This window comes from Siphonobacter sp. SORGH_AS_0500 (assembly GCF_031453245.1).
GTDB lineage: Bacteria > Bacteroidota > Bacteroidia > Cytophagales > Spirosomataceae > Siphonobacter.
Genome location: NZ_JAVIYT010000006.1, coordinates 70,270 through 83,798, shown reverse-complemented (window position 1 = coordinate 83,798; position 13,529 = coordinate 70,270). Strand labels below are relative to the sequence as shown.

The window sequence follows — 13,529 nt, the reverse complement described above, 5'->3', positions numbered from 1 at the left end:
TATCAGTTTTTCGGTTTAACTAAGGTAATGATCAGATAGAGAGGAGTTTATTGATAAAAGTTGATTCAATAAAATGTAGTTTGGTTGGTAAAATTTATTCAAGAGAGGGATTTAATAAAATGTGGTTTCGTTGGTGCTTTTACTTCTCAGTATCAGTATTCTTTGTATAAAAAGAGTATTAATAAAATGTGGTTTGGTCGGTATTGAGGTAAAACGATCAGTAAATCTGATGAGCAAGCAGTAATTAAATGTATTTTGATTGGTGTGGATCTGAAGTACAGAGTATAGTAATTAAATTGCTGATTATCAGATCCTTTTACTTCTAAGTTAATGGATTAAGTTAGTAATTAAATGTATTTTGGTTGGTGATTGGCTTTGGTTATCAGAGTCTCCTGTCTACCAATAGGTTAAAGTCAGCCGAACATTATAGTTCCAAGTCATTCCATCTGAAAATCGAATAATAAAATGTGGTTTGGTTGGCAAACTAGTTTTTATCTTAACAAGCAAGGACCTTAAAATTTCCTCTCAGATTCAGCATAACTTGTGTCGGCGGCCTAATTCCTATGAATAGTATAGAAAAGGCCTTAGGAACGATTTATGGAAGAAATAAAGCATCTCCTCCTAGGCTTAGGGTTAGTCAAACTTAGAAACGATAAACTAATAATTTAGTTTTCGGCCTAGCTCCTCTTTTCTTTTTACCCACGCTTTTTGATTTTCTTGATTAAAATGTATTTTGATTCGAGTGCGTTCAATGCCCAAAAAGCAGAGGAATTTTTCATTATCAAGAGATTGTGTTTTTCAATATTCTCTTGATAATCTCTTGAAGGAATTTTTTACTGAAATAACTAACTGATTAACAGATATTTAATCTGTGGATAACTTTTATTTAATGGGGTTTGGTTGGTAAAAAAATGGGGTTTAATTGGTCAGTAAGGTCTAAAAAAATGGGGTTTGGTTGGTATTTAGGTCTTAAAAAAAGGAGGTTTGGTCGGTAAAAAAATGTATTTTACTGAATGGAGTACATTATATTGTTTTTTTATCTTTATTTGCCTGAAAATCACAACTTCATCCTATGAATACGCCGATTGAAATCTATCAGGATAACTTTATTACCCAGGCTCGTTATGAAATGACGGAAACGGAGCGAAACATCATGTACATGGTGATTGCCCAGGTTCGTCCCGATGACTCGCCGCTTAAGGTGTACAAGGTATCCATCAAGGAGATTGCCCACATCATGGGTAGCGGCGAAATCAATTTTGAATCTTACAAGAATGCTACTGCCCGTATTGTAACCCGTTTGGTGCAGGGGTATCTTCCCAATGGCGATTTCTTACAAACTACTTTTGCGGCTTCTGCCAAATATAAGAAAGGAACAGGAATTATAGAAATTGCACTTTCCCAGGAAATTCGTCCTTTCTACGTCGACCTGAAAGAGAAGTTTACCAAGATTCAGTTACAGGCTGCCATCAGCCTTCAGTCGATTTATGCCAAGCGGATTTACGAGTTGCTTTGCATGTATAAAAACATGAAGAACAAAACCTTCCGCCGGAACCTGATGGATCTGAAACTAATGCTTGGAGTAATAGATTCCAAAACGGGTAAGGATAAGTATCCAATCTGGACGCAATTTCAGCGGGACGTTCTGGAAGTGGCCAGCCGTGAAATCAATGGTAACACAGATTTAACGTTCACCTACTCTCCTATTTTGGGCGACCGCCCCGGACGGGGTCGTAAGCCCGTTGAGCAGGTTGAATTCGAAGTGTCTTACCTCAATAAACCCAGCGTCATTGATCTCAATCCTTTAATCAACCGACTGATGACTCGTTTTAAATTACGGGCGGATCAGGCTGAGGAAGTGATTGAATCGTTTCCAATCGATAAAATCAATAAAATTCTCTACGACATTGAAATTCGGTTGGCGAACAACGAAATAAAAAATGTGGGGAGTTATACGGCTAAGTCCTTTGGACTGTCTTAACCCCTCCCCTACCCCAGCTTTGGGGTTAATCAACACCGTATTTACGTTTTTCCCGTTCTATTTTTTCCTGAACCGCTTCTACAATCCAGTCGGTAACGGATATGGTAATCTTGCGGGCTCGTCCCCGTTGAGGCCGATGCGTACGTAATTGCTTAATCATGTCGGTTTCAGATTCCGTCAGTTCTATCGAAAACCGTTTCAATACTTCAGGCACAACTTCGGCGACTACCTTCTTTTCCGCCGATTTCCTGGTTTTAGTCACTTTAGGTAATTCCTCTGGCTGTGGGGGCTCCGGTGATGACCGGGTGGTAGATCCTCCCCGATTAATCACCTGCATAATTTCATCTTCATTTACTACTTCAACCGGAGCTTTCTTTTTTGGTGCTGAGGATATGGCCATAACGTTAAGTGCTTAATATGACGTTACTTATCAATTCATGTTGACGTTAAAAATAACTTCGATTTAAAAGGTAATTTCTACGTTAGAATTAACTTCTAAAATAAAGTTATTATCAACGCTATATATTTATTCTATTTCGCTGGAAATCAACTCCTTAAAAGAATCAAAAAGAGTGGTGATTTCTGCAATGGCTTTCGAATCTTTGACTTCGAGCTCAACTACACCTAAGCCCTGAGATGCGGCATTGGAATAAGCTTTACGATTCACCAGAGCTGTAGGCAGGTACGTAAAGACTTCGGAATCTTTCAGCAATTCTGCTGCGTCGTTATTGTCTGAACCTTTAGGGTCAGCTCGGTTTAGAAAAGCAAAAGCAGTTAAAGGATTGGCCTTGACCGCCCGGATTTCCTGCACCAGCTTCTCTACTTTGTTAAGCGTCCACAAATCGAAACTTCTGGGATTAAAAGGAACCAGATACACATCTGAAACCGTCATAGCGGCCCGTTGGCTTGTGGTATCACGTCCACCCGTATCAATTACGATGTGATCGTACTTCGGAATGAGTTTTAAAATTTGACTACGCACACTTTCGCCCGAAAGTTTAATGGCCGTATAGCCAATTTCTCCCTGCAAGTTCTCTTCCCGCCAGGTCGTAAAATCGGTCGATGTTTCCTGTTCATCGGCGTCTACCAGGAGTACGTCAAAACCCTGTTTGGAAAGTAAAACGGTCAAGTTGGTTGCGATGGTGGTTTTGCCACTCCCTCCTTTGATTCCTCCAACGGTGAATACCATAGCCTTTGAAAATAGCGTTAGATAAAAGTGTAAAAATAGCGTTAAAAAAGACGTTAAAAATAACTTGAAAATGAACGCCTTTTACTGAGTTGGGTACAAAGTTAAAAATAGATTCCAAATAAACTTCTTTACTGACTCTGTTTTTGACTCATAAGTGGAAGGTATTTTCAGAATGAATATTGACGTTATATTCAGAATTGATAAAGAAGCTATAACTAGCGTTAAAATAGACTCTTCAAATAGAGCTAGTTAAGAAGTTATAAATAACGTATATAATAGAATTAAAATTAACGTTAAAAATGAGACTAAATAAGAAGTGGATTTTACTGAAAAATATACGTTGATTTTAACGTTAAAAAAGGCTCTTTAATTAAAGGTATTTTTAGTGCTATTGCTTATATTTAAAAAGTCAATTTTACCTGTAATTTTAACGTTAAAATTACAGGTAAAATTGACTAGATAGATTCGGAAAGACAGTTCTAATTTTAAATCTAAAAAAGACGTTAAAAATAAAGTTGTTGTTGTTATTAATTTAACGTCGATTTTGACGGTAAATTAAACGTTATAGCTAGTAAAGCACTTGAAGATGAATACCTGTAATTTTAACGTTAAAAATAACTCTAAAGTTGTATAGATAACAACAGATAAATAACGTTAAAATTAGTGTTTATTTTAGAGTATAATATGATGATAAATATTTGACAATGAGTTATTTATATGTAGTTTATATATAAATAACTGTATATTTCAATCAATGGACTACTGGAAACTGAGAAATACGAAGCTTCGTGCATCCGTATGGAATTAGTTCTATCTCTTCGGTCTCACCGGTTTCAAGATTATAGGTAATACTATAAGGAACTTGGCCAGTCATGTCGTTGTATAATCCCCAGGATGGAATGCGTTTTGCTTTCGTCTTGAGTAGGATAGGAGCCTCTTCAGATTTCCACGGGAAATTAGAAAATTTTCCTGTCTTTATGATTGAATAATGCTGATCAATTTTTTCTGGAGAAATGTTAACTAAACCATAGTTCCAGGGAGTTGTCGGGCGAACTTCTACGTAAGAGTCACCGTAATCAATCGGGTCTTTTTCATTCTTAACTTTCTTCATAGATTCACCAATCTTTAGAGCGTAAACGATAGGACCACGTTCTACGGATCTTGAATTTTCATACCAGGAATTATGATAGATGTGCATGGGTAACTTTAATTCAACTACATCTCCCGATTTCCACGATCGGTTTAGGGTTACTACCTGATTACCTTTAGGCTCCTGCACTACTTTGCCATTAATCAGAATTTGCCCTTGTTTGCACCATTCAGGAATACGTAGCTGAAAAGGGAATGTTACTACTTTCTTTTTCATGGTAAGCGTAAAGCGAATCGATTCTTCGAAGGGATAATTAGTTTCCTCTGTGAACGTGACGTCCGTTCCTGAGCCTACTTTTGTCTTTACCTGACTGGGAGCATAGACCAAAGCGGCTATACCATGGTCGGGTGTAGTATACCACAAGTTTTGAGTGAATTTTGGCCAGCCCTGGTGCATGTTAGAGGTGCAACAAGGGTAGCCGGAAAGTAAACCAAAACAAACGTCTGTGCCGCCATGATTAACATCAAAATTCCGGGTTTGTCGGGTAGCCATTACCTGGTTCGCCTGCTGGAAATATTGGCGTGTCAGGTAATCTTCTGAAACCTGAGCGGGCAGGGCATTGAAAGCAATTTTTTCCAGGTGATCTGCAAAGCTTACCTTACCCGTAATCTCTAGCATACTTTCCAGAGAAAACATCATTTCCACAGCCGAGCATAATTCAGACCCCTGCGTAGGATTATTCCCATGCAAGGCTTCATCACCGCCGTAGAGTCCGTGAGCCATGCCATTGAATTTCCGAATATCGGCGAATCCTTTCTCAACGGCCTGGATGTATTTCTGCTCGGGATGGTGTTGGTAATAAATGATGGGAGATTTAATACCCTGAGCCAGATTGACACAGTGAATGCTACCCGCCCGGGTCAGAAAATCAGTGTTCAGAAAACCATCGGTATAATCAAAGGTCTGCTTATGAATTAAATCTCCGAGTTTGAGCAGAAAGGGATCCCCGGTTTGATTGTACAACCAATACACCATCATCAAATTGTCTCCGCCCCGGTACCGGGCCCAGAAAGTCCAGTGATCCAGTGGTTTGGCCGGTAACTCCTTTAGCTGATACCGGAAATAATTCGTCATTAATGTAGTTACCCGCTGATCACCAGTGGCCGAATAATACTGTTTCAATATTTTCAGCATTACCATTTTAGGCCACCAGTCTCGGCTATTATCGCGTTGAATACCTGGTTCGGGCCCATAATCTTTTGCTGGACCAAAATAGCCGTCGGGCTGCTGGCTTTTAAGTGCCCATTCTACCCAGGGCTTAGCTTTCGAAATCAATTCGGCATCATCGAGCAGGTAGGCGAGGGGCAATAAGCCGTCAATCCAGTAAGGCCCGCGTTCCCATTGATCGCCGTCACCGCCTAGCCAGCCGTTTCTATGATTCATAACCAGTGGATAAAGCTCGTCCAGATGCCCGGTAGCTCCATTCTTCTGGCGAACCAGCATCTCTTTGAGCCAGCCTTTAGGTTTAATAGCTCCCAGTGGTAGCTCCTGATAGGGATTCTGATGCAGTGGAGCTCGGCTGTAGGAGAGGGTAGGTGTAGTCTGAGCAGTAGCAGCCAATGTCGCACTGAGCCCGAGGGCAACTAGCAATTTTTTCATAGGTTATTGAAAGAGGTAATGACGCAATGAAATACAAGTGAGGGGAGATAAACCCTGATTCTCTGGAAATTTAACCAGATTATCCTAGCATTAAGCCAACGCTTGGTGATTTAACGAAGGCGTAACCCTCTACGAAATTTCACTTTTTACTTTTGATGTTTTAAAATGAAGGCTACTAGAAAGGATTTTGGAAGAGTAGATAGGTTGGTGGTCATGAAAAGCCTCAGGTGATATTCGTTTTCATCATACTGGATTTAAGTAAATCCTTAGCTATTGCCCTACTAAATCTCATGAGAATCCTCCTTTCTACCCCTTTAGAAACATACTATTCGCTAATGAAGAAAGTGATTTGTACGCTAGTCCTAAGTACAGCGGGAATGTTAAGCGTTTCGGCTCAACAAAAATTAGACGTTCAGGCCCACCGGGGCGGCATGGGGTTAATCCCCGAAAATACCGTAGCCTCCATGATCAATGCCGTAAAAATGGGAAGTCGAACGCTGGAGCTGGACTGCGTTATTTCATCAGACCATCAGGTAGTGGTCTCTCATGATCCCTATATGTCTTCGGTCATTATGCTGAAACCAGACGGTTCGCCCATCACGAAAGAAGAAGAAAAGAATCTGGCGTTGTATCAGATGAGCTACGAGGAGATTAAGAAGTACGATGCTGGTATGAAGCCACATCCTAACTTTCCGATGCAGCAAAAAATGAAGGTACATAAACCTTTGCTTTCGGAAGTGATTGACAGTGTGGAAACGTTCATTAAAGTAAATCGACTGCAACCCGTTGCTTACAATATTGAAACCAAGTGTTCGCCCCAGGGCGATGGGAAGTATAACCCCAGCCCTAAGGTTTTTGTGGATTTGATGATGAGTGTAATCAACCGCAAGGGAATCGCGAAGCGGGTAACCGTTCAGTCTTTTGACATCCGTACGCTACAGGATATCCATAAAAAATTCCCTGAACAATCGCTGTCGGTATTGATATATAACAAAGATGGGGTGGAAGAGAACCTGAAGCGTCTGGGTTTTACGCCAGAATACTTTAGCCCGCATCACATGTTGGTAACCAGGGAAATGGTAGAACAGCTACATCAAAGAAAAATCAAGGTATTACCCTGGACGGTGGACGAAGTGAAAGACATGGAGTTAATGGCATCGTATGGCGTGGATGGAATTATCTCCAATTACCCTGATCGTTTGATCAAATTATACGGAAATTATCAAGCGAAATAATAGCTAGAAGTCAGAAATGGCGATTAATGGTTTTTAATCATTAATCGCCATTTTTTTGGATTAACTACCAGCTTTGCCTGAGCTAGTTTTTAGCCGCTAATAGTACCTTAGGAATGACACCATTTCGTTTCTCCTATTTAAAATACACGCTCTATTCTATTTCAAAATATGCCGGATGTATTTTCAGGCTTTCCGTACTATAAAAAAGCTCTAAATGAATAGTAATTTAATATGGAAGCATTTATAGAAAAAAACTGGAAATTGAGTTTTAGGGGAACGTAGCTCTCTAAAAAATGCAGTGGATGGTTGAAGTAAATTTTTAGCAAATCGGAGGTCTCGGTCATTTCCTGACATTTATGGATTTCAGAGGGCTGAATGCCCCAATTTTGCAAATTTATTAGGGTTATAATGTCTTTGAAACCCAATTCTTGCAGAAAATGCAGGAAATGCTTTGCAATTAATGCCAGCAATATCCAGGCAGTGTATTTGATTATATTTAGTAAAAATTTTAATTATTTAAGAAAAAGGTTAGGAAATATGAATCTAAAAGAAATACATTTGCTTGTAAACTCTAATAACCTGAACATTTCTATGAAACTTTTTACACCCTTGATGAGTATTCTTACCCGCTTATAGTACAGACTAACTAGTACTATTCCAATCATTACTTTTGCCTAATAAATACTTCTATCCAGTCCCTTAATCGAGCTCAGGACGGAATCATTTTGATTTAAATTATTGAACACTTAATCCAAAACAGAAAACTGCTTCGGGCGGGATGACTGTGTGTGGCTTCATCATTAAAAAGCCCGTATTACTCTCATTGATTTCTTCTATAAAATCCATTGAAACGAGTACCATTAGGTACCTGTCATGGTAGGCCTATGCCTTTTAAAATTAACAATTCCTTACATAATTTAAACCTATGTTAAAACCCTTACTTGATCTCAAAAAGTTGGGCAGATTGACACGGCTTTCCCTGGGACAGCTGTTACTGACCTGTGTCGGCTTTCAGGTTAGTTTTGCTACTGATCGTGGTGAAGTTCTTGCTCACACGCACAGTGTAGACAAAACCATCACTGGAAAAGTAACTGACGAAAATAACGAGCCTCTTCCCGGCGTAAGTGTAATTCTGAAGGGAACCCAACGCGGAACGGTTACCGATGGTACAGGGGGCTTCAGGTTCGAAATTCCTGAAAATGGAGCTACGCTGGTCTTTTCTTCCGTAGGTTTTGCTCCCAAAGAGGTAGTGGTGGGTAATCAGACTTCACTAAATGTAGTACTGTCGAGTGACAATAAAGTACTAGATGAGGTCGTCGTGGTGGGTTACGGTACTGCGAAGAAATCCGACTTGACGGGTGCAGTAGGTTCTGTAAAAGAAGCCCAGTTACGCGAGCGTCCAGCTCCTTCTTTGAACCAGGCTTTGTCTGGAAAAGTGTCTGGTGTTCAAGTAAATACCAATTCAGGCCGCCCCGGTGGCAGAACTACGGTACGGATTCGGGGGTTCAGTTCGATTAACTCTTCCAATAACCCCTTGTACGTGATTGACGGGGTGATGATGCCGCAGGGAACCCAGGCTCAGTTTAGCTCTGCCATTGATTACATCAATCCGAACGACATCGTATCGGTAGAGGTATTGAAAGATGCTTCGTCTACGGCTATTTACGGGGCTCGTGGTGCCAACGGCGTTATTCTGGTACAAACCAAGAAAGGGAAAGCGGGAGAGGGAACCGTGACGTATAGCACGGATTTGAGTGTAAATACCATTGGCCCTAATCGTCCCCGGGTATTGAATGCCAAAGAATACCTGGCCGTTGAAGATCTGGCTTTCGCCAATATTGCGAAGTATGATCCCGCAGGTTGGGCTTCCGGTAAATGGGCTTACCTTAATCCGAAGCTACGCCGGACAGATCCCCGGGTTTTTGATAGTAATGGAAATCCATTGTACGACACGGACTGGTTTAAAGAATCAACACAGAACAGAATTTCTCAAAACCATCAGTTAGGGTTCAGTGGCGGTAATGAACGGACGCAATACTCTCTGTCACTGGGCTATCGTGACGACCAGGGGCTGATTAAGACTTCTTATCTGAAACGTTATTCAGGTCGATTAACCATCGACGATCAGGTGAAGAAATGGCTGAAAATTGGCGGTACCCTGAGTTATAATAACCAGTCCGAAAACATCGTCGATCAGAATGATGCCGTGGCCCGTCAGATTGTGGAAGATTTCCCTTTCCTGCCCGTGAAATACGCCGACGGAACGTATGCCAATAACCGTGATTATCCTTATGCGGAAGGTACCATGAGTTCGGTTCACCGTTTAATGGGTCGTAAGTACATCCTCAATACGCAGACTACGCTGGGTAGCTTATACTCCAATATCAATCTGGCTAAAGGGCTGGAGATGCGTACGGTTTTGGGAGTTAACGTATTAACGCAGGAACAAAACGAATCCAGCACACGTACGCTTGAGATTGGTGCTCAGGGAACCGCTTCGGCCCGTAACCGGAAAGAAAGTTTCTGGTCGCTGGAAAACTACCTGACCTACAACAAGCAAATTGCTGAAAACCATTCGCTGAATGCTTTGTTAGGGATTTCCTGGCAGGAAACGAATTTCTTCCGCATCGGTGCCAGCGTTCGAACATTTGCTACGGATTATTTTGGTTTCAATAACCTCGGAGCTGGAGCTCTGTTGCCAACGGTTGAATCGGAAGCTTCGCGTAATGCCTTTAACTCGTATTTCGGTCGGGTGAACTATGGTTTCATGGACAAATATTTGCTGACGGTAACGGGTCGGATCGATGGCTCCTCCAAATTCGGAGCCAACCACAAATATGCCTTTTTCCCCTCGGCGGCATTAGCCTGGCGTGCCTCGGAAGAAGCCTTCCTGAAGAATAGTAACGTGGTCTCAAACCTGAAATTTCGGACTAGTTTTGGTATGACGGGTAACTCAGAGATTCCTCCGTACAGCTCATTGGCTCTGTTAAGTGCTAACTTCTCGACCGTATTTAATGACACTCGTCAGGGTGGAACGGGGTTGAGTCGTCTGGCTAACCCCGATTTGCGATGGGAAAAAACGGCTCAGGCAGATGTCGGTTTTGAATTGGGCTTACTGAAAAATCGCATCAACGTTGAAGTGGATTTATACTACCGTAAAACAACGGATATGTTATTGGATGCTCCCGTTCCCCGTACCAGCGGCTACGCGACGATTCGCCAAAACGTGGGATCCATGGAAAACAAGGGTCTGGAATTTAGCGTAAACAGCACCAATATTGAGCGTCCGAACTTCTCGTGGAGCACGATTTTCAATATTTCGATGAACAAAAACAAAGTTCTATCGCTGGCAACGCCTTCGGATATCTTCGGAGTAGGCGGACCTAACTTCACCAACCAGACAAACATTATTCGTATTGGTGAGTCCGTAGGTTCGTTCTGGGGGCTCACTCGCCTGGGAACCTGGAGTGAAGCTGAGCGTGAGGAAGCGGCTCGTTTCACCAGTTACCGAAATGGTCTGACGATGTTACCTGGTGATATTAAGTATCTGGATGTAAATGGCGACCGGGCCATTACGGATGCTGACCGTTCGATCATCGGTAATGGTAATCCGAAAGGCTGGGGAGCGTTGACGAACACCTTGCGTTTCAAAAACGTAGACTTCACGCTGGAACTTCAGTACATGTTCGGTAACGATGTGATGTTGATGAACCTCCATGCTAGCGAAGATCGTCAGGCTTTGGCGAACAGTTACACAACAGTTCTGAATGCGTGGACACCCACGAACCAGAATACGCCGATTGCTGAAATCCGCGAAACGCGTGCGGGGTATGTCACAAACGTAGATAGCCACTGGATCAAAGACGGTTCATTCCTGAGAGGTAGAAACGCCCTGATTGGCTATAACTTCCCTGCTACAATGACGAGCAAGATGAAGATTAGCCGTTTACGGGTGTACGCTTCAGCTCAGAACTTCTTCCTGCTCGTGAAAGATCCCGTGATTGGTGATCCTGAAGTAACTCCTACCAACCAGGGTGACAACAGCAGTGCCTTTACGCAGGGAATGATCTGGCATAACTATCCCAAGCCCACCACTTACATGGTTGGTTTACAGGTAGGTTTCTAATCGTAGGTACTTAAAGAAATGATCATGAAATTACATATTCGTCAAAATATAGGGAAAGCGGCCCTCGCTTGTACGCTTATGCTGGCGGCTACGGGCTGTACCAAATTCCTGTCCGAAGAGGCCCCTTCCAATTTAACCGAGAATGCTTTTTATACCTTGCCCGATCACGCAACGGCGGCATTAAATGCAGCGTATGCCGATCTTCGATTTATTGGAGATGGGGCTGGTATTTTCTCTTCCAACTGGCAACTGCTCGAAGCATTAACAGGTAATGCAACTACGGAAACAGCTCAGAACTCGGATTTAAATAACCTGTACGGTTTAATTCACGATGGGAATACGGCCCATGTGGTTAACTACTGGAATGGCTTATACCGGGTTATTGCTCAGACGAATCAGGTGCTTGAAAAAGTTCCGGGCATTACGATGGATGAAGCAGCCAAGAAAAAAATTCTTGGTGAAGCTCGATTCCTCCGGGCCTGGGCCTACTTCACGGCTGTTCGTTTGTGGGGAGATGTGCCTCTGGTAACGAAACCGCAAACCATAACTTCCGAAGATTTCCGTCCCTCCAGAACGCCTTCCGAGCAGGTGTATAACCTGATTATTGAAGACCTGACTTTCGCAGAAGCAGCAGGCTTACCCTGGATGGATGTGTCTGGTCACGTGAATCTGGCGGCGGTGAAGACGCAATTGGCAAAAGTATACCTGACGATGGCAGGTTTCCCGCTGAGAAAAGGAGCTACCCATTACAAACTGGCGGCTGATAAAGCTCTGGAGGTAGTTACTTACGCGAATGCCAATCCCGGTACGATCAATCTGTTCTCTACCTATGGCGAAGTCCATCAGGAAAGTCTGAAAAACCGCACGGAACATTTGTTCATGTTGCAGTACAACACCGTCGTAGCCGCAAATCCGCTGGATAATTATTATCCTAACTTCAAGCCCGTTACTTACAACGGTCCTTCAGGAACGGGCAGTACGGTACCTGAAATTAACTTCTATCGTTCCTACGAAACCGGAGATTTACGGGCGAAAGATCGCGAAGGGTATTTTTACACGAGCTATTTCACGAATGGAGATGGAGCTCTTTTTGATTTGGGGGCACCCTATGTATTCAAGCACTTTAACGTCACGGCGAACGGAACACGGGGCGTGCCCGGAACGCGTCAGAACAACCTGAATGTCCCTCAGATTCGCTACGCGGAGACGTTGTTGATTTATGCGGAAGCTCAGAATGAGTTAGGAGCTCCCACCCAGGCTGCTTATGATGCTCTGAAAAAAGTAAGAGATCGGGCGAAGCTAACGACGCCAGCTCTAAGCTCGTTTACGCAGAATAGTTTCCGGGAAGCCGTTTGGCGGGAACGTTGGTATGAGCTTTCGTACGAAGGAATCATCTGGTTCGACATGGTGCGTCTTCGCAAAGTATTTAACGTAACCACCAAGGGTTTTGATGATTTTGTGGGTCACGTAAACCTGAGTTCGAACCGTCCTTTACAGGAAAAACATTTATTACTACCCTTGGGTCGTCAGGAAATGTTGAATAATCCTAACCTGCGTCCGCAGAATCCAGGGTATCCTGGCATTTAGGGTTAATGTGATGGGTTTGAAGTTAGTTTGATGGTGACCATCTCTCTGACTTAATGAGTACTTCATTTATCGTGGCTGGTGGGGACACCAGCCACTTTTTGTATGGATGTTGTAGACGATCATCTCGAACGCAGTAATGAGACCTTACTTACGCATGAAGTTTAGGTAAGAGAGTTTTAGACAATGCTACCAGCGGAAAAGCTGGTAGAGGCTGCATAGAGTAGTGTTATAGTGACCTCTGCCGCTGCCAGCTTTTTTTGCTGGCAGCATCACTTTGGCATATCGAACATCCCCTTGCTGTAATCTCAAACGCAGAAAAAGAGTTTATTTAGGCAGGGGTAAAGTTTGGGGTGAGGAAGTTTTAGATAATGCTGCCAGCGTGGCCCGGCCAGCTTTTCGCTAGTAGCATCATTTCGGCGTATGTATCGATCATCCCCTTTGCTGTCATCTCAAACGTAGGGAGAGAACTTACTTAGACATGAGACAAAGTTTGGATGAAACTAATTATCCCTAATCGAAAAGGGAGATTCTCGCCTCGCTCTAATGACAGGAGGGGGAATGACAAAAACCTTGGGTTAAGAGACAGCTTTAAAAATTGCCTTTCGTTGGCAGCAATAGTTAGTTGGTAAGTAAAGCCCTTCGCTCTGAACGACGGGAAGGGT

General features: G+C 42.7%; 7 protein-coding genes. 4 read left to right on the top strand and 3 right to left on the bottom strand.

What is annotated here, in order from left to right; translation table 11 throughout:
• Positions 1-1,072: 1,072 nt before the first annotated feature.
• Positions 1,073-1,981, top strand: a complete 909-nt coding sequence (locus QE357_RS21980) for a replication initiation protein (RefSeq protein WP_307143882.1) — start codon at positions 1,073-1,075, stop codon at positions 1,979-1,981.
• A 25-nt stretch (positions 1,982-2,006) separates the two neighbouring features.
• Here the strand turns inward: QE357_RS21980 and QE357_RS21975 are convergent, their stop codons facing one another.
• From QE357_RS21975 to QE357_RS21965, 3 genes are all read right to left on the bottom strand, one after another.
• Positions 2,007-2,381 (bottom strand): hypothetical protein, encoded by a 375-nt coding sequence (locus QE357_RS21975; protein WP_307143883.1) that lies wholly within the window; start codon positions 2,379-2,381, stop codon positions 2,007-2,009.
• Positions 2,382-2,507: 126 nt separating this feature from the next.
• The gene (locus QE357_RS21970) at positions 2,508-3,170 is read right to left on the bottom strand and encodes an AAA family ATPase (protein WP_309712483.1); all 663 of its coding nucleotides are present in this window, start codon (positions 3,168-3,170) and stop codon (positions 2,508-2,510) included.
• Positions 3,171-3,921: 751 nt separating this feature from the next.
• Positions 3,922-5,919: a beta-L-arabinofuranosidase domain-containing protein gene (locus tag QE357_RS21965; protein ID WP_309712480.1), complete on the bottom strand. Its 1,998-nt coding sequence runs from the start codon at positions 5,917-5,919 to the stop codon at positions 3,922-3,924.
• Positions 5,920-6,254: 335 nt separating this feature from the next.
• Here QE357_RS21965 and QE357_RS21960 point away from each other — a divergent pair, with 335 nt between their 5' ends.
• From QE357_RS21960 to QE357_RS21950, 3 genes are all read left to right on the top strand, one after another.
• A complete protein-coding gene (locus QE357_RS21960) occupies positions 6,255-7,154 on the top strand; it encodes a glycerophosphodiester phosphodiesterase family protein (RefSeq protein WP_309712477.1) in 900 nt (299 codons plus the stop codon).
• 925 nt (positions 7,155-8,079) lie between these two features.
• Positions 8,080-11,280 carry a TonB-dependent receptor gene (locus tag QE357_RS21955; RefSeq protein ID WP_309712475.1) on the top strand — a complete coding sequence of 1,067 codons (3,201 nt, stop codon included), beginning with the start codon at positions 8,080-8,082 and terminating at the stop codon, positions 11,278-11,280.
• A gap of 24 nt (positions 11,281-11,304) precedes the next feature.
• Positions 11,305-12,867: a RagB/SusD family nutrient uptake outer membrane protein gene (locus QE357_RS21950; protein WP_309712472.1), complete on the top strand. Its 1,563-nt coding sequence runs from the start codon at positions 11,305-11,307 to the stop codon at positions 12,865-12,867.
• Positions 12,868-13,529 lie beyond the last annotated feature (662 nt).

What these genes read in the sequence shown, in the direction of transcription:
- QE357_RS21970 (WP_309712483.1), bottom strand. Translation starts at nt 3,170, where the DNA reads ATGGTATTCACCGTTGGAGGAATCAAAGGAGGGAGTGGCAAAACCACC.
- QE357_RS21950 (WP_309712472.1), top strand. Translation starts at nt 11,305, where the DNA reads ATGAAATTACATATTCGTCAAAATATAGGGAAAGCGGCCCTCGCTTGT.
- QE357_RS21975 (WP_307143883.1), bottom strand. Translation starts at nt 2,381, where the DNA reads ATGGCCATATCCTCAGCACCAAAAAAGAAAGCTCCGGTTGAAGTAGTA.
- QE357_RS21955 (WP_309712475.1), top strand. Translation starts at nt 8,080, where the DNA reads ATGTTAAAACCCTTACTTGATCTCAAAAAGTTGGGCAGATTGACACGG.
- QE357_RS21980 (WP_307143882.1), top strand. Translation starts at nt 1,073, where the DNA reads ATGAATACGCCGATTGAAATCTATCAGGATAACTTTATTACCCAGGCT.
- QE357_RS21960 (WP_309712477.1), top strand. Translation starts at nt 6,255, where the DNA reads ATGAAGAAAGTGATTTGTACGCTAGTCCTAAGTACAGCGGGAATGTTA.
- QE357_RS21965 (WP_309712480.1), bottom strand. Translation starts at nt 5,919, where the DNA reads ATGAAAAAATTGCTAGTTGCCCTCGGGCTCAGTGCGACATTGGCTGCT.